Origin of the sequence: Mycobacterium colombiense, assembly GCF_003284935.1 — a bacterium.
GTDB classification, from domain to species: domain Bacteria; phylum Actinomycetota; class Actinomycetes; order Mycobacteriales; family Mycobacteriaceae; genus Mycobacterium; species Mycobacterium arosiense_A.
In genome coordinates, this window is sequence record NZ_QMEV01000007.1 from 113,817 (window position 1) to 129,755 (window position 15,939).

General features: G+C 68.8%; 17 protein-coding genes and 1 pseudogene. 16 read left to right on the forward strand and 2 right to left on the reverse strand.

Annotated features, from left to right (window positions below):
* Positions 1–36: 36 nt before the first annotated feature.
* The 10 genes from DQP57_RS05870 to DQP57_RS05915 all read left to right on the forward strand — a co-directional run bounded on the left by DQP57_RS05870 (position 37) and on the right by DQP57_RS05915 (position 9,178).
* The gene (locus DQP57_RS05870; RefSeq protein ID WP_112632102.1) at positions 37–1,215 is read left to right on the forward strand and encodes a CoA transferase; all 1,179 of its coding nucleotides are present in this window, start codon (positions 37–39) and stop codon (positions 1,213–1,215) included.
* Between the two features lie 160 nt (positions 1,216–1,375).
* Complete coding sequence (locus tag DQP57_RS05875) at positions 1,376–1,939, forward strand: hypothetical protein (RefSeq protein WP_112632103.1); 564 nt, start codon at positions 1,376–1,378, stop codon at positions 1,937–1,939.
* A 3-nt stretch (positions 1,940–1,942) separates the two neighbouring features.
* Positions 1,943–2,647, forward strand: coding sequence for an NIPSNAP family protein (locus DQP57_RS05880; RefSeq protein WP_112632104.1), 705 nt, complete (start codon positions 1,943–1,945; stop codon positions 2,645–2,647).
* A gap of 62 nt (positions 2,648–2,709) precedes the next feature.
* A complete protein-coding gene (locus DQP57_RS05885; protein WP_165821756.1) occupies positions 2,710–3,885 on the forward strand; it encodes a cytochrome P450 in 1,176 nt (391 codons plus the stop codon).
* Between the two features lies 1 nt (position 3,886).
* Entirely contained in the window at positions 3,887–4,855 is a 969-nt protein-coding gene (locus DQP57_RS05890; protein WP_112632105.1) for a zinc-binding dehydrogenase, read from the forward strand.
* Between the two features lie 4 nt (positions 4,856–4,859).
* Entirely contained in the window at positions 4,860–5,618 is a 759-nt protein-coding gene (locus DQP57_RS05895; protein ID WP_112632106.1) for an HpcH/HpaI aldolase family protein, read from the forward strand.
* Positions 5,615–6,016: a nuclear transport factor 2 family protein gene (locus DQP57_RS05900; RefSeq protein ID WP_112632107.1), complete on the forward strand. Its 402-nt coding sequence runs from the start codon at positions 5,615–5,617 to the stop codon at positions 6,014–6,016. Before DQP57_RS05895 ends, DQP57_RS05900 begins: the two co-directional genes overlap by 4 nt.
* Positions 6,013–6,741: an SDR family NAD(P)-dependent oxidoreductase gene (locus tag DQP57_RS05905; RefSeq protein ID WP_112632108.1), complete on the forward strand. Its 729-nt coding sequence runs from the start codon at positions 6,013–6,015 to the stop codon at positions 6,739–6,741. The genes DQP57_RS05900 and DQP57_RS05905 overlap by 4 nt, the downstream gene beginning before the upstream one ends.
* A complete protein-coding gene (locus tag DQP57_RS05910) occupies positions 6,723–8,243 on the forward strand; it encodes a flavin-containing monooxygenase (protein ID WP_112632109.1) in 1,521 nt (506 codons plus the stop codon). Before DQP57_RS05905 ends, DQP57_RS05910 begins: the two co-directional genes overlap by 19 nt.
* On the forward strand, positions 8,240–9,178 hold the full coding sequence (locus tag DQP57_RS05915; RefSeq protein ID WP_112632110.1) for an alpha/beta hydrolase: 939 nt from the start codon (positions 8,240–8,242) through the stop codon (positions 9,176–9,178). The genes DQP57_RS05910 and DQP57_RS05915 overlap by 4 nt, the downstream gene beginning before the upstream one ends.
* Here DQP57_RS05915 and DQP57_RS05920 read toward each other — a convergent pair.
* A complete protein-coding gene (locus DQP57_RS05920) occupies positions 9,175–10,287 on the reverse strand; it encodes an alcohol dehydrogenase catalytic domain-containing protein (RefSeq protein WP_112632127.1) in 1,113 nt (370 codons plus the stop codon). The two genes, DQP57_RS05915 and DQP57_RS05920, sit on opposite strands and share 4 nt — an antisense overlap.
* Positions 10,288–10,301: 14 nt before the next feature.
* Here DQP57_RS05920 and DQP57_RS05925 point away from each other — a divergent pair, with 14 nt between their 5' ends.
* Positions 10,302–10,778 carry an acyl-CoA thioesterase gene (locus DQP57_RS05925; protein ID WP_112632111.1) on the forward strand — a complete coding sequence of 159 codons (477 nt, stop codon included), beginning with the start codon at positions 10,302–10,304 and terminating at the stop codon, positions 10,776–10,778.
* A 31-nt stretch (positions 10,779–10,809) separates the two neighbouring features.
* Positions 10,810–11,250, forward strand: coding sequence for an SRPBCC family protein (locus tag DQP57_RS05930; RefSeq protein ID WP_112632112.1), 441 nt, complete (start codon positions 10,810–10,812; stop codon positions 11,248–11,250).
* Between the two features lie 35 nt (positions 11,251–11,285).
* On the opposite strand, the gene DQP57_RS05935 is transcribed toward DQP57_RS05930, so the two are convergent.
* Positions 11,286–11,963: a GntR family transcriptional regulator gene (locus DQP57_RS05935; RefSeq protein ID WP_205869052.1), complete on the reverse strand. Its 678-nt coding sequence runs from the start codon at positions 11,961–11,963 to the stop codon at positions 11,286–11,288.
* Positions 11,964–12,147: 184 nt separating this feature from the next.
* On the opposite strand from DQP57_RS05935, the gene fadD5 reads away from it, so the two are divergent.
* The 4 genes and pseudogenes from fadD5 to DQP57_RS05955 all read left to right on the forward strand — a co-directional run.
* Positions 12,148–13,734, forward strand: coding sequence for a fatty-acid--CoA ligase FadD5 (gene fadD5, locus DQP57_RS05940; RefSeq protein WP_112632128.1), 1,587 nt, complete (start codon positions 12,148–12,150; stop codon positions 13,732–13,734).
* A 302-nt stretch (positions 13,735–14,036) separates the two neighbouring features.
* Positions 14,037–14,852: an MlaE family ABC transporter permease gene (locus DQP57_RS05945; protein WP_112632113.1), complete on the forward strand. Its 816-nt coding sequence runs from the start codon at positions 14,037–14,039 to the stop codon at positions 14,850–14,852.
* Position 14,853: 1 nt separating this feature from the next.
* Positions 14,854–15,723: an ABC transporter permease gene (locus tag DQP57_RS05950; RefSeq protein ID WP_112632114.1), complete on the forward strand. Its 870-nt coding sequence runs from the start codon at positions 14,854–14,856 to the stop codon at positions 15,721–15,723.
* A gap of 6 nt (positions 15,724–15,729) precedes the next feature.
* Positions 15,730–15,939 (forward strand): annotated as a pseudogene (locus DQP57_RS05955) (MCE-family protein MCE1A); the annotation flags it as partial.

A 15,939-nucleotide genomic window follows, 5' to 3' on the forward strand; every position in this document is an offset into this window, starting at 1 on the left:
CGTGACGCTCGAACGGCAGAGAGCGGGAACTTACCCATGGCGGGACCGGTAGCAGGCGTCAAAGTCGTCGAACTCGGGGTCTGGGTGGCCGGACCGGCGGCCGGCGGCATCCTGGCCGACTGGGGCGCCGACGTGATCAAGATCGAGCCGCCGACGGGCGACCCGGCGCGCATGTTCGGCCGGATGCTGGGCTGCGACCTGGGCCTGAACCCGCCGTTCGAGATGGACAACCGGTCCAAGCGCAGCGTCGTACTGGACCTGGGCACCGACGAGGGCCGCGGCACCGCCTTCGAATTGCTTTCCGACGCAGACGTTTTCCTCACCAACGTGCGGCCCGGCGCGCTGCAGCGGCTCGGCCTGGACTTCGCGTCGGTGTCGGCGGCCAACCCCCGCCTGGTCTACGGGCTCATCACCGGATACGGCGAAAGCGGCCCCGACGCCGACCGCGCCGCCTTCGACGTGGCCGCGTTCTGGTCCCGGGCCGGGGTGGCCCACCTGCTCACCCGGCCCGGCGACACGCCGCCGTTTCAGCGCGGCGGCATGGGCGACCACTCCGCCGGGATGACGATGGCGGCGGCGGTGTGCGCGGCACTGCTCGCGCGGGAGCGCACCGGGACGGGTCAACTGGTGACGACCTCGCTGTACCGGCAGGGCGCCTACACCGTGAGCTTCGACCTCAACACCTACCTGATGAGCGGGCAACCGATCGCGATCGGCCAGCGCGAATCGATGGGCAACCCGTGCATGAACAACTACGCCGCCGCCGACGGGCGGCGGTTCTGGATCGTCGGCCTCGAGCCCGAGCGGCACTGGCCGGCGCTGTGTCGCGCGGTGGGCCGGCCCGAGTGGCGCGACGACCCCCGCTTCGCCGATGCCCGGGCCCGCGCGGCGAACTCGGCCGCGCTGATCGCCGCGCTCGACGACATCTTCGCGACGCGGCCCCTCGACGAATGGGCGCGGGTCTTCGCCGGCGAACCGGATTTCTTCTGGTCGCCGATCAACACCCTGGAGGACGTCGTCGCCGACGAGCAGTTCCACGCCTCGGGCGGAATTGTTTATGTGCCCGATGGCGCTGATGAACAAGCCGCCGTGCCGATGGTCGCGACACCGGCGGACTTCCACGGCACGCCCTGGGCACCGCGTTCTGCGGCACCGGAACTCGGGCAGCACACCGAGGAAGTCCTGGCCGACCTCGAGGCGCGCCGCGGTTCTTGACGGGCTGCCCGAAGCTTTACAAATTTCGCCGGAAGTGTCACGCTGTGCGGTGAGCCGCGTCGCCCGGTGCGTGATGCGGCTCCAGCCCCTTGGAAAAGCCCATGACAAGCGCGTGAGACCCGCCAGCGGACCGCGGCGGGTGGTGGTGAGGAATGGATCGATGGTCGCTCCGACGTTTGACATCAGCAAGAGCAGCGCTGCGGAAGCAACCCGCGCCAACGGCGAGGGCCTGCGTTATCGACTCGACGTGGTGGCGGCCAGCGCCGTCGATGTCGTGCAATCGGCGGGCGGTTGGCTCTACGACCGGGCCATGGCCGGTTGGGAAGTGACCGTGCTGCTCCCGCGGGGCTGCGACACCCGCTCGCTGCGCATCCTGGGGGTGCGGGCAGCAGACCTCGAGCCGGAACTCGCCGGGCTGGGGGAGGGCTCCACGAGCCTGGCCGTCAGCGCCGAGGCCTTCACCGCGGATGCGCGGGTGCGTGCCGTCGTCCTCGAGTCGCTGGACAGCCGGCTCACCGAGGTCGCGCTGTGGGGTGACGGCTGGCCCCTGGGCGTGGACCGCGCGACCACGCGGGCGCAGCACCTGCTCAGCGGTGCGGCGCGCATGTTCAAGGGCTATGCGCTTGCCGCGGAGGGCATTCCGGCCACGACGGTCGGCGCCACCGAGGCGCTGCTGTGCGACGTGGGTTCGGGGTCCGACTCAGAGCTGATCCGGCTCGACTAGGCCATGAAGAAGTACTTCCGACACACGCTGCTCTACCTGCACGAGACGATCTCACTGGGATCCGGGCGCAGCGCGGAGTTCGCCGGGATCTTCGCCGACACCTATCAGCCGATGATGGAACAACTCGGCGCCCGGCTGTTCGCGATCTGGGAATCCACGCCCTACAACGGTCACTGGCCGCAGGCGACGGTCATCTGGGAGATCGACGGGTTCGCCGATTACGCCAGGATCGGCGCCGCGCAGGCGCGCGGCGGCAGCCACGAGGCGGCAGCCGGGAAGTGGGCGGCGTTCCTCGCCGACATCGGTGCCTCGGGTGAGGGCCGCATCATGTACCCCGGGCCCAGCAACAAGACGCTCGCCCAGCTGCGTGAGGCCAATTTCACTGCGCCACTGGTGATTCAAGAGATCATGCAGACCAAGCCGGGCCGCCAGGACGACTACATCCGCGAACTGGAGCGGCTCTACGTTCCGTGGTCGGAACGTACCGGTAAGCGCTGGCTCGGTTCGTTCACCACGACCTTCCGCTACAACGAAGTCATCCACTACTGGGCGCTCGACGGCGGCTGGGACTGCTTCGCCGAGCACTATCCCTCGTGGAATGAGAGCCCGCCGGCGGAAATCGTCACCTGGATGAGCGTGGCCCCCGCCTTGCGCGACGGCTGGGAGGACTCCATTCTGCAGGCCCTACCGCCCTCGCCGCTGCAGTGACGGAACAACGAAACACGGTGAATGCCACCGACTTCAGCTACGATCCGTTCGATGCTGCGGTGATGGCGAACCCGTTGCCGTACTACCGGATCCTGCGCGACCACCACCCGGTGTACTACATGCCGCAGTGGGACACCTTCGCGCTGTCGCGGTTCGAGGACATCTGGACGGTGCTGGAAGTCAACAACGGCACCTTCGTCGCCTCGGAAGGGACACTGCCGCCGGCATCGGTTCTGGCGCAACACAACAGCGGCCCGGTCGACGACCCGCCGCTGCACCCGCTGCCGTTTCATGCCATGTTCGACGCCGACCTGTACGGCGAGATCCGGCGCACCCACTCCCGGCCGTTTCGGCCACGGTCGGTCACGGACCTCGAGGGCCGCATCCGCGCGCTGGCCAACGAGCGCCTCGACGCGCTGCTGCCGGGCGGTTCGTTCGACCTGACCCAGGACTACGGCGGCATCGTGGTGGCCGCCATCGTCTGCGAACTGTGCGGTATCCCCACCGATCTCGCGCCACAGGTCCTCGCCACGGTCAACGCCGGCAGCCTTGCCCAGCCCGGCGAAGGCGTGGACACCGGGCAGGCGCGGCCCAACTACTTCGAATACCTGCTGCCCGCGGTCGCGCGCCGCCGCGCCGATCCGTCCGGGGGACCCCTCGACGTGGTCGATGGCCTGCTGGGCTATCACCTGCCCGACGGCAGCGCGCTCGACGACATGGAAGTCGCGACCCAGATGCTGTGCATCTTCATCGGGGGAACCGAGACCGTGCCCAAGATCGTCGCCCACGGCCTCTGGGAGCTCAGCCGCCGGCCCGACCAGCTGGCCGCCGTGCGCGCCGACCTGGAGAACAACGTGCGCATCGCCCGCGACGAGATGATCCGATTCTGCGCGCCGGCCCAATGGTTCGCGCGAACCGTGCGCAAGCCCTACGAGATTCACGGCGAAACCCTCAACCCGGGCCAACGCGTCATCACCCTGCTCGCCTCGGCCAACCGCGACGAGCGGGAATACCCCGAGCCCGACGAGTTCATCTGGGATCGGCCCATCCGCCGCTCGCTGGCGTTCGGCCGTGGCCAGCACTTCTGCATCGGATATCACCTGGCGCGGCTGGAAGTGGCTGTGCTGCTGGCCGAATGGCTCCGCCGGGTCCCCGACTACGCGATCAACGGTGACGCCGCCACCCGGCTGCCGTCCAGCTTCCAATGGGGCTGGAACAACATCCCGGTGGAGGTGTGACGTGTGGTCCTACCGGATCATCGCCCCCTATCTGTTCGAGCGCACCACGATTGACGACAAGACGGCCGACTGCCTGGCCGACGGACAGGTGTTGCTGCGGTTTTCGGCCGCGGGCGTCTGCGGCAGCGACCTGCCGGCCTTCCGCGGAGCCAAGGGCCGGATCCCCGGCGACGACGGCCGAAGCGGTGCCGAGAAAGACGGCTTTCCCATCCACGAGGTCGCCGGCGAGGTGATCGCCAGCCGGCATCCCGCGCACCGTCCCGGGGATCACGTGGTCGGCTGGGCGTCCGGGTTCGACGGCATGATGGAACGCGTCGTGAGCAACGGCGACGGGCTGGCTCCCTACGATCCGGCCCTGACCCCCGCGCAGGCGGTGGGGCTGCAGCCCCTGGCCTGCGTCCTCTACGCGTGCGAGCAGCTCGGCGACCTGGCCGGCCGGCACGTCGCGATCATCGGCCAGGGATCGATCGGCCTGCTGTTCTCCTACGTCGCCAAGGCGGCGGGTGCGCGGCGTGTCACCGGGGTCGATCCGATCGACCGCCGCGATCTGGCAACGGCTTTCGGCGTCGACGACCCGGTGCGCGCCACCAGTGACCGCTGGGTGAGTCAGCTCGATCCCGCCGACCGCGCCGACGTCGTCATCGAGGCCGTCGGCCACCAAGTCGCCACCCTGACCCATGCGATCGACGCGGCGGCCCCCGGCGGCACCGTGTTCTATTTCGGCGTCGCCGACGACGAGATGTATCCGATCAGCATGCGGGCGATGCTGCGCAACAATCTGACCCTGAAATCCGGTGTGACGCTGGATCGCCGGCGAATGCTGGAGCTTGCGGGCAAGTTCGCCGCCGAGCACCCGTGGCTGCTGGGCGCCTACCTGACCCACACGTTCGGAATCGACGGTGTGCAGGACGCCTTCGACCTGGCCTGCCGGCCGGACCCCGGACGCATCAAGATCGCGATCGCCGGATGAGCCGATGACGGACGCTTCGCCGAGCAATCTGCAGCAGGCGCTGAGCCACAAAACCCCGATCTTCGGCGGCTGGGTCACCGGCCCGACTGCGCTGGGTCCTGAGGAATTCGCCCGCGCCGGTTATGATTACGTCGGCTTCGATGCCCAACACGGGTATCTCGACGACGCCGGCGTCGCCGAAATCCTGCGTCGGATCGAGCACCTGCCGGTGGGGACGGTCGTGCGCCTGCCCAACGCCGACGCCGCACCGATCGGGCGGGTTCTCGACGCCGGCGCGGACGCCGTTGTCATCGCGATGATCGAGTCGGCGGATCAGGCCGCCGCGGCGGTGTCCGCCACCCGCTATCCGCCGAGGGGCGTGCGCAGCTTCGGCCCGCTACGCGCCAGCCTGGGGCACGACCCCGCCGCACACGAGTCGCGCGTCAGCGTGTTCTCGATGATCGAGACCGCGGCGGCGCTGGCCGGCATCCACGAGATCTGCGCCGTCGACGGCCTCGCCGGAATCTACGTCGGCCCGGCCGATCTGGCCATCTCGCTGGGGGCCGGCGTCGTCGGCGCTACCCGCCATCCGGACGTGTTGGACGCGATCGTGCGCGTCCACCGGGCGGCGGTCGACGCGGGTCTGGTCACCGGCATTCACGCCGGGGACGGCAAGACGGGCCACGCCATGGCGCAGTTGGGGTTCGCGATGATCACCCTGGCCGCCGAGTCACAAGCGTTGCGGCGGGGCGCCGCCGAACACCTGCGCGAGGCGACGCAATGACGCACGACGACCACGCCGAAATCCGCGAGCTGCTCACCGGCTACGCCCTGGCACTGGACGCCGGTGACTTCGACCAGTGCGTCGCGCTGTTCGCACCCGACGGCGAATTCCTGGTGTACGGCACGACCTTTGCGGGTCGCGTCGCGATCGCGGGCATGTTCCGCGACGCGGCCCGCGGCCTGCACCTGACCGGAAGCGCGCGGATCGAGGTCGAGGGGGAACGCGCCACCGCACGCTCACAGGTGCTGTTCGTCCGCGCCGGCGACCTGCAGCTGCGGCCCGCCCTCTACGACGACGAGCTGACCCGCACCGGCGGGCAGTGGCGGTTCGCGCGGCGCCGCTGCCGCTTCATCACCAGCACCGGATTGGCCGACAGCCCCGAGGTGAGTTCAGCATGAGTCAACGCGTCGCACTGGTGACCGGCGCCGCCGGCGGACAGGGCTGGGCCATCGCCAAACGCCTTCGCGGAAAAGGGTTTTCGGTCGCGGCCTGCGACCGGCGGGCCGAGGAACTGCACGCCGGGGCGGCCGAGGCGGGCGACGACGGCCTGATGGCCGTCGAGCTGGACGTGACCTCACCCGCGCAGTGGGACTCCACGGTGGCCGAGGTCGTCGGCCGGTTCGGATCGTTGAGCACGCTGGTCAATTGCGCCGGGGTGCTGCACCGGGCGCCGTTGGCCGAGGAGACGGCCGAAGGCTTCGAAAACTCCTGGCGCGTCAACTGTTTGGGCCCATTTCTCGGAATTCGCGCAGTGCTGCAGCACCTCCGCGCGGCCCCGAACGCGTCCATCGTCAACGTCTGCAGCACCGGCGCCATCCGGCCCTTCCCGCAGCACGCCGCGTACGGGTCGTCGAAGTGGGCCCTGCGCGGGCTGACCCAGACCGTCGCGGCCGAACTCGCGCCCGCCGGCATCCGGGTCAACGCCGTCTTTCCGGGACCGATCGCCACCTCGATGCTCGACGACGCCACCCAGACGCGACTGGCCGCGGCATCGATGTTCGGGCGGATCGGCGAGGCCGGCGAGGTGGCCGACGCCGTGGCCTTCCTGGTGTCCGACGAGGCGTCGTTCATCACCGGCGCCGAACTCGTCATCGACGGTGGCCAATGCCTGCAGATCCGATGAGCGAGTTCTCCATCGGCGTCATCGGCGCCGGGCCCGGCGGCCTGGCGCTGGGAATCATGCTGTCGCGGGCCGGGTTCCACGATTTCACCATCTTCGACCGCGAGGACGGGGTCGGCGGCACCTGGCGGATCAACACCTATCCGGGGCTGGCTTGCGACGTCAAATCACACCTCTACTCCTACTCGTTCGACCTGAATGCCGATTGGTCGAGGCTGTGGTCGGGGCAACCCGAAATCCTGGACTACTTCCAGCGCTGCGCCGACAAGTACGGATTGCGGCCGCACCTGCGGTTGCGCACCGAAATCAAAGCAGCGCACTGGGATGCCGACACCCAACTGTGGTGTCTGACCACCGCGTGTGGCGACCAGCACCACTTCAACGTGGTCGTGTCGGCCGTCGGCCTGTTCACCCGGCCGCTGCTGCCCGAGCTCGTCGAAGAAGAGCCGTTCACCGGAACACTGATGCACTCGGCGCGCTGGGATCATTCGATACCGTTGGCGGGCAAGAGGATCGCCGTGCTGGGCACCGGATCGACGGCCTCCCAGCTGATCCCGGAGCTGGCCAAGGTGGCCGACACGGTGTACTCCGTGCAGCGGTCGCCGACCTGGATCCTGCCGAAGCCCGACCGGCACTACACGCCACGGGAGCGCTGGGCGTTCGCGCACCTGCCGCTCGCCAAACGGCTGTACCGCACCCGGCTGTGGCTGCGCAGCGAATCCAACATCGCCGTGATCGAGCACGGCAGCGACAAGACCGAACAATTCAAGGCCGTCGCGCTGGGGCTGCTGGAAAAGACCGTCGACGACGAGGACCTGCGGCGCAAGCTCACGCCCGATCACCCGATGGGCTGCAAGCGGCTGGTCTTCTCCTCGGACTACCTGGCCGCGCTGACTCGGCCCAACGTCGAGGTGGTGACCAGCCCCGCGCGCTACCTGCGCAGGCGCTCCCTGGTCACCGAGGACGGCACCGAGCGCGAGGTCGACGTGGTGGTCTGTGCGACCGGGTACGCCGCGGCCGACTACCTCGCCGAGCTGGAGGTGTCCGGCGAACACGAGCTCACCCTGCGCGAGGTGTGGCGCGACGGGGCGCACGCCTACCTCGGCATGGCCGTGCCGGGATTCCCCAACTTCTTCATGCTGTACGGACCCAACACCAACGTCGGCTCCAACAGCGTCATCTTCATCCTCGAGGCGCAGGCCCGCTACATCGTGCGGGCATTGAAGTACCTGCGGCGCCGGGGTAAGCGCTACGTCGCGGTGCGTCCGGCCGCACTGGCCGACTTCGTCGCCAAAATCGATCGGTGGATGGTGGGCACCGTCTGGACCACCCAGTGCAGCAACTACTTCCGCGCACCCAACGGGCGAGTGGTCACGCAGTGGCCGCGCAGCGCACGGGCCTTCTGGGGCATGACGCGCCGCTTCCGGCCGGCCGACTTCCGCTTCACCGCGCCCGCCCCCGCGGAACCCGAGGTGTTCACCGTGCCCGAGCGGGGCGCCCGGTGACGCAGCTGGACGGCGCCGAACGCCTCGATCCCGCACTGCGGGACGTCGCCACGACGCGAACCGACTTCTCGCTGGCCGCAATCGAACTCACCCGCGCACCGTTCAACGAACGCCGCCGGCTGGCCGCCGAACAGACCGACGCACACGGGGTCCGGATCGTCGAGGACAGCGTGCCGACCGAATCCGGCGGCGTCGGGGTGCGCATCTACCGCGGCGGCCCGGCCGACCGGGCGCCCGCGGTGGTGTACTGCCACGCCGGCGGTTTCGCGCTGGGCAACCTCGACACCGATCACCGCCAGTGCGTGGAGCTTTCGCGCCGCGGCCGCTGCACGGTGGTCTCGGTGGACTACCGGCTGGCGCCCGAACATCCCTACCCGGCCGCGCTCGACGACGCCGGCGCCGTCGTGCGGTGGGTGACCGCGAACGCGGGGAACCTCGGCGTCGATCCAACCCGCCTGGCCGTCGCCGGTAGCAGCGCCGGCGCCACCCTGGCCGCGTGCCTGGCGCAGCACGCCGCCGACGGGTCACTGCCGCCGGTGGCATTCCAGTTGCTGCACCAACCCGTGCTCGACGATCGGGCCAGCGGCTCGAAGGCGGAATTCCGCACCAGCCCGGCGTTCGACGGCGAGGCCGCCGAGCTGATGTGGCGCTACTACCTGGGACCGGCGGCCCCATCGGCAGCCGCGGTGCCCGCACGCCGCGACGAATTCGCCGGACTGCCACCGGCGTTGATCACCTGCGCCGAAATCGACCCGTTCCGCGACGAGGCAATCGACTACGCGCTGCTGTTACTGCGCGCCGGAGTCTCGGCCGAACTGCACGTCTTCGCCCGCACCTGCCACGGATTCGATTCGCTGCTGCCCGAGTGGCCGGGCTCGCAACGACTGTTCGCGCTGCAAGGCGACGCCCTGTCCAGCGCGTTGCACGGCGACTAACCGTCGAATCTGATCAGCTGCCGCACGGCGGTGCCGTCGGCCAGATTGTCCATCGCCGCGTTGATGTCCTCCAACGCAATCGTCGAGGACACCAGCGATTCCACCGGCAGCCGGCCCGACTGCCACAGCTCGACGAACCGGGGGATATCCCGGCTGGGTACCGCGGAGCCGAGGTAGCTGCCGATCAACGACCGGCCCTCGGCCACAAAACCCAACGGGGACAATCTGATTCGTGCCGTGGGCGGCGGTAGCCCCACGGTGATGGTGCGCCCGCCGGGTGCGGTCAATCCGATCGCGGTCTCCAGCGCGGCGGGATGGCCGACGGCCTCGACGACCACCGCCGCCTTCACCGCCGCGTCGGCGGCCTGCTGCGGTGTGTAGGTCTCGTGGGCGCCCAGGCGGCGGGCGCCGGCCAACTTTTCCGGCAACTGGTCGACGGCGACCACCCGCACATCGTCGTATGTCAGCGCGGTGAGCAGCGCCGCCATCCCGACACCGCCCAGCCCGACCACCGCGACCGTCTCGCCCGGCCGCGGATGCCCCACGTTGAGCACCGCGCCACCACCGGTGAGCACGGCGCAGCCCAACAACGCGGCGACGTCGGGCGGCACGTCGGACGGCACCGGGACCGCGCTGGCCCGATTGACGACCGCGTGTGTCGCGAAGCCCGACACCCCGAGGTGGTGATACACCGGATGCCCGGCGCGGCTGAGCCGAATGTCGCCGCCGAGCAAGGTGCCGGCGCCGTTGGCCGCGCTGCCCGGTTCACACGGCGTCAGGCCCTGGGTCGCGCACGCCGCGCAATGACCGCACCGCGGCAGGAAGACCAGCACCACCCGCTGACCCACGGCCAGGTCGGCGACCCCCTCGCCGACTCGCTCGACGATCCCGGCGGCCTCGTGGCCGAGCAGCATCGGTACCGGCCGCACCCGGTTGCCGTCGACCACCGACAGGTCCGAGTGGCAGATGCCGGCCGCCTCGACGCGGACCAGCACTTCGTCGCGGCCCGGTGGTGCGAGGTCGAGGTCGGTGACGGCGATGGGCCGCGACTGTGCATAGGGCCGGGGCGACCCGATGTGCTCCAGGACCGCGCCCCGAATTCCAGACATGTTGGAATACAACCATGGCGTCGGCTTCCGTAGTTCCGCCCGCACCGGACGGGCTGACCAGCAACGACTTTCCGGTGCTGTGGCCGGTGGGGACCCGGTGGGCCGACAACGACATGTTCGGCCACCTCAACAACGCCGTGTACTACCAACTGTTCGACACCGCGATTAACGCCTGGATCAACACGAACACCGGGTTGGACCCGATCACCACGCCCGCGCTGGGCATCGTCGCCGAATCGGGCTGCCGCTACTTCTCCGAACTGCAATTCCCGCAGCGCCTGGAGGTGGGTGTGGCCGTCACCCGGCTGGGCCGCAGCAGCGTCACCTACCGGCTGGGCGTGTTCCGGGCCGAGCCAGCGGACACCCGGGCGCGGCCGATCACCGCGCTGGGGCACTGGGTGCACGTCTACGTCGACCGGGAATCTCGCAAGTCCGTCCCGATTCCCGACGCCGTCCGCGCGCTGCTGGCGACGGCCGCCGTAGACCAATAAGGGCCCGATTTGCCCCGGATATGCTTCGCGCATGCCAGTGATGAGCAAGACCGTCGAGGTGGACGCCGACGCCGCATTGATCATGAAGATCGTCGGCGACTTCGAGGCCTACCCGCAGTGGAACGAGGAGATCAAGGGCCTGTGGGTGCTGGCCCGCTACGACGACGGGCGCCCCAGCCAGCTGCGGCTCGACACCGATTACCAAGGCATGCAGAGCATGTTCATCCAGGCCGTGTACTACCCCGGCGAGAACCAGATCCAGACCGTCCTGCAGCAGGGCGACCTGTTCACCAAGCAGGAACAGTTGTTCTCGGTCGTGCCGATGGGGGCGTCGAGCCTGCTGACCGTCGATCTGGACGTGGAAACGTCGATGCCGGTCCCGGCGCCCATGGTGAAGCAACTCCTCAACAACGTGTTGGACCACCTGGCCGAAAGCCTCAAGCAGCGCGCCGAGCAGCTGGCCGCGAGCTAGCTTGAGGCGGCGACCCGCTTCGCCCGGCTGACGGCTCAGATGATTCCGGTGCGGTCGCGCATCTCGGTCAGGCGGGCCGCCGCATCGGTGAACTGCCACACGGTGTGCTCGATCACCGCGGCGGTGTCGCGGCGGCGCAGCGCGGCGATCACCTGGCGATGGTTGTGCACGGCGGCCTCACCCCACTGCGGATCGGCCGCATAGACCAGCACCGGCATGTAGCGCGCGGCGTTGAGCAGGAACCAGGCCAGCTTGATCCGGCCGCTTGCCTGGTTGAAGACGCGGTGAAAAGCGAACTCGATACCGGCGATGGTTTCGGCGTCGGCGGACCCGACGGCCGCGGCCAGCGAGTCGTTGATCCGGTCCAGCTCGTCGATCTGGGCGTCGGTGATGTGGTCGGTGGCCGCCGCCGCCAGTTCGCGGGCGATCGACGCCTGCAGCCAGAAGATATCCTCGATGTCCTGCCGCGTCAGGGGCAGCACGACGTGGCCGCGGTGCGGTTCGAGCTGCACCATGCCCTCACCGCGCAGCTTGAGCAGGGCTTCACGCACCGGGGTGACGCTGACCCCGAGTTCGGCCGCGGTCTCGTCCAACCGGATGAACGTGCCCGGGCGGAGCGAGCCGGACATGATCGCCGCCCGCAGACGACCCGCCACCTCGTCGGACAACTGCGCCCTCCGCACCGGCCGCCGACTTCTCGGATGCATTGACATCGGTGCGTTCACGGGGAGCTGCCAGGGCTTTCGTGGGCTTGGCGGGACGGGGTTTACGTTTTGAAGGGCGTTAACCGGGACTTGTCAGTGGACGGCCAACGCCATAGTGTGACCCACACAACACTAAGTTTTATCAAATATCAACCTGGCGCAAGCGGTGCGCGAGTGAAGGGAAGTGTTGAGTTTGACCGCGCAATTGGCGAGCCATCCGACACAGGCGAACGAGCAGCCGTACCTGGCCCGGCGGCAGAACTGGGTGAACCAACTCGAGCGGCACGCGCTGATGCAGCCGGACGCGACCGCGCTGCGGTTCCTGGGCAACAGCCTGACGTGGGGTGACCTGCGCCGCCGGGTGGCGGCGCTGGCCGATGCGCTGAGCCGCCGGGGTGTCGGCTTCGGTGACCGGGTGATGATCCTGATGCTCAACCGCACCGAGTTCGTCGAATCGGTGCTGGCCGTCAACATGCTCGGCGCCATCGCGGTCCCGCTGAACTTCCGGCTCACCCCGGCCGAAATCGCGTTCCTGGTCCAGGATTGCGAAGCGCGCGTGATCATCACCGAGCCGGTGCTGGCCCCGGTGGCCACCGGCGTCCGAGACATCGAGTCGCGGCTGGGCACCGTCGTGGTGGCCGGCGGCGCGACCGACGACAGCGTGCTCGGCTACGAAGACCTGATCGACGAGCCCGGCCAGGAGTACCAACCCGTCGACATCCCGAACGACTCGCCGGCATTGATCATGTACACCTCGGGCACCACCGGCCGGCCGAAGGGCGCCGTGCTGACCCACACGAACCTGACCGGCCAGACCATGACCGGGCTGTACACCAACGGCGCCGACATCAACAACGACGTCGGGTTCATCGGGGTGCCGTTCTTTCACATCGCGGGCATCGGCAACCTGCTGACCGGGGTGCTGCTGGGCATCCCGACGGTGATCTATCCGCTGGGCGCGTTCGAGCCCGGGCAACTGCTCGACGTGCTCGCCGCGGAGAAGGTCACCGGGATCTTCTTGGTTCCCGCCCAGTGGCAGGCGGTCTGCGCCGAACAGCACGCGCGCCCGCGGGAGCTGAAACTGCGGGTGATCTCGTGGGGCGCCGCGCCGGCTCCCGACGCGCTGCTGCGGGAGATGTCGGAGCGGTTCCCCGGCGCCCAGATACTGGCCGCGTTCGGACAGACGGAGATGTCGCCGGTGACGTGCATGCTGCTGGGCGAGGACGCCATCCGCAAGCGTGGCTCGGTCGGCAAGGTGATCCCCACCGTGGCCGCCCGCGTCGTCGACGAGAACATGAACGACGTGCCGATCGGTGAGGTCGGCGAAATCGTCTACCGCGCACCGACTTTGATGAGCGGCTACTGGAACAATCCCGAGGCCACGGCGGAAGCGTTCGCCGGCGGCTGGTTCCACAGCGGCGACCTCGTCCGCATGGACGCCGACGGCTACGTGTGGGTGGTCGACCGCAAGAAGGACATGATCATCTCCGGCGGGGAGAACATTTACTGTGCCGAGGTGGAAAACGTCCTCGCCAGCCACCCCAGCATCGTCGAGGTCGCCGTGATCGGCCGGGCACACGAGAAGTGGGGGGAGGTGCCGATCGCGGTCGCCGCTGTCGCGGGCGACAATTTAGCGCTCGAAGAGCTGGACGAGTTCCTGACCGAGCGGCTGGCGCGGTACAAGCACCCCAAGGCGCTCGAGATCGTCGACGCGTTGCCGCGCAACCCCGCGGGCAAGGTGCTCAAGACTGAACTGCGAGTTCGCTACGGAGGCGGATAAATCGACTAAATCCATTCTAGGCCAAGCGGTTTTAGGAGCAGAGAGGAAAGTTGACGCGGGCTGTAACGTTTGCCAGCTGTTGGCGAAGGGTTAATTGTGCGGATGCAGTTCACACGTGGTTGGCCATCGGGTACATTCCTGTGGTCTCCGTTACTACTTGCCAGTAGGGAGCCGATGGTCACACACGTTGAGTCGGGGCGAGGCGGGGGCATCCCCAGCCGCCTCGCGGCGAGGGGGAAAGGCGTGCTTAACGATCCGCCGCGACGCCGGAAGGCGCGCGGTGACGGCGCGAGGGGGCAACGGTGACGTCAACGTCGACGAGTCGGCGGGGTCCCTACCTGGTTGGCTACGTGCGCGACCAACTGCAGCCGCCGCTGACGCTCGTCGGGGGATTCTTCCGGATGTGCGTGCTCACCGGGCGGGCGCTGTTCCGCTGGCCGTTCCAGTACCGCGAGTTCATCCAGCAATGCTGGTTCATCATGCGGGTGGCGTTCCTGCCGACCATCATGGTGTCGATCCCGCTGACCGTGCTGCTGATCTTCACCCTCAACGTCCTGCTGGCCCAGTTCGGGGCCGCTGACCTGTCCGGGGCCGGCGCGGCGATCGGCGCGGTCACCCAGCTCGGCCCGCTGACCACGGTGCTGGTGGTCGCCGGCGCGGGCTCGACCGCCATCTGCGCGGACCTGGGGGCCCGCACCATTCGCGAAGAGATCGACGCGATGGAGGTGCTCGGCATCGACCCGATCCACCGGCTGGTGGTCCCCCGGGTCGTGGCCGCGACCCTGGTCGCCACCCTGCTCAATGGCCTGGTGATCACCGTCGGTCTGGTCGGCGGCTACCTGTTCGGCGTCTACTTGCAGAACGTGTCGGGTGGCGCCTACCTGGCGACCCTGACCACCATCACCGGCTTGCCCGAGGTCGTCATCGCGACGGTCAAGGCGGCCGTCTTCGGGCTCATCGCCGGCCTGGTTGGGTGCTACCGCGGCCTGACCGTGCGCGGCGGCTCCAAGGGTCTGGGCACCGCCGTCAACGAGACCGTCGTGCTTTGCGTCGTCGCGCTCTACGCCGTCAACGTGGTGCTGACCACCATCGGCGTGCGGTTCGGGACGGGGCACTGACATGTCGACCTCCGCCGTCTTTCGCGCCCGGTTCCCCCGGGCGGCTGAAAACCTCAACCGCTACGGCCTCGCCGCGGCCCGCGGTCTCGACGACATCGGTCAGATGGCGTGGTTCGGCACCATCGCCGTGGGGCACATCCCGCACGCGCTGCGCAACTACCGCAAGGAGACCCTGCGCCTGATCGCCCAGATCGGGATGGGCACCGGCGCCATGGCGGTCATCGGCGGCACCGTCGCGATCGTCGGCTTCGTGACGTTGTCCGGTAGCTCGCTCGTCGCCATCCAGGGCTTCGCCTCGCTGGGCAACATCGGCGTCGAGGCGTTCACCGGGTTCTTCGCCGCACTGATCAACGTGCGCATCGCTGCGCCCGTCGTCACCGGCATCGCCATGGCCGCCACGGTCGGCGCCGGCGCCACGGCGGAGCTGGGCGCCATGCGCATCAGCGAGGAGGTCGACGCCCTGGAAGTGATGGGCATCAAATCGATCTCGTTCCTGGCCTCCACCCGCATCATGGCCGGGCTGGTCGTGATCATCCCGATCTACTCCATGGCCATCATCATGACTTTCCTGTCCCCGCAGATCACCACGACGGTGATCTACGGGCAGTCGAACGGCACCTACGAGCACTATTTCCGGACGTTCCTGCGGCCCGAGGACGTGTTCTGGTCGTTCCTCGAGGCCATCCTCATCACCGCGGTCGTGATGATCACGCACTGCTTCTACGGGTATGAGGCCGGTGGCGGCCCGGTCGGCGTGGGTGAGGCCGTCGGCCGGTCGATGCGCTTCTCACTGGTATCGGTACAGGTTGTCGTATTGGCCGCCGCGTTGGCGCTCTATGGCGTCAACCCCAACTTCGCGCTCACGGTGTAGCCGGCCATGTCCCGACCGATTCAGACCAACGCCCCGCGGACCCCGCCGTACAAGCTGGCCGGCGTGGCCCTGCTCGTCGTCGCCGCGCTCGCGCTGGCCCTGGTCTACGGGCAGTTCCGGGGCAGCTTCACTCCCAAGACCCAGCTGACGATGTTGGCCGCGCGGGCTGGTTTGGTGATGGATCCGGGTTCGAAGGTGACCTACAACGGGGTGGAG

Bases quoted from the DNA above. Each gene is read 5' to 3' on its own strand.
- DQP57_RS05900 (WP_112632107.1), top strand. From the start codon at position 5,615: ATGACGCACGACGACCACGCCGAAATCCGCGAGCTGCTCACCGGCTAC.
- DQP57_RS05935 (WP_205869052.1), bottom strand. From the start codon at position 11,963: ATGTCAATGCATCCGAGAAGTCGGCGGCCGGTGCGGAGGGCGCAGTTG.
- DQP57_RS05905 (WP_112632108.1), top strand. From the start codon at position 6,013: ATGAGTCAACGCGTCGCACTGGTGACCGGCGCCGCCGGCGGACAGGGC.
- DQP57_RS05950 (WP_112632114.1), top strand. From the start codon at position 14,854: ATGTCGACCTCCGCCGTCTTTCGCGCCCGGTTCCCCCGGGCGGCTGAA.
- DQP57_RS05885 (WP_165821756.1), top strand. From the start codon at position 2,710: ATGGCGAACCCGTTGCCGTACTACCGGATCCTGCGCGACCACCACCCG.
- DQP57_RS05870 (WP_112632102.1), top strand. From the start codon at position 37: ATGGCGGGACCGGTAGCAGGCGTCAAAGTCGTCGAACTCGGGGTCTGG.
- DQP57_RS05910 (WP_112632109.1), top strand. From the start codon at position 6,723: ATGCCTGCAGATCCGATGAGCGAGTTCTCCATCGGCGTCATCGGCGCC.
- DQP57_RS05880 (WP_112632104.1), top strand. From the start codon at position 1,943: ATGAAGAAGTACTTCCGACACACGCTGCTCTACCTGCACGAGACGATC.
- DQP57_RS05895 (WP_112632106.1), top strand. From the start codon at position 4,860: ATGACGGACGCTTCGCCGAGCAATCTGCAGCAGGCGCTGAGCCACAAA.
- DQP57_RS05875 (WP_112632103.1), top strand. From the start codon at position 1,376: ATGGTCGCTCCGACGTTTGACATCAGCAAGAGCAGCGCTGCGGAAGCA.
- DQP57_RS05930 (WP_112632112.1), top strand. From the start codon at position 10,810: ATGCCAGTGATGAGCAAGACCGTCGAGGTGGACGCCGACGCCGCATTG.
- DQP57_RS05925 (WP_112632111.1), top strand. From the start codon at position 10,302: ATGGCGTCGGCTTCCGTAGTTCCGCCCGCACCGGACGGGCTGACCAGC.
- DQP57_RS05920 (WP_112632127.1), bottom strand. From the start codon at position 10,287: ATGTCTGGAATTCGGGGCGCGGTCCTGGAGCACATCGGGTCGCCCCGG.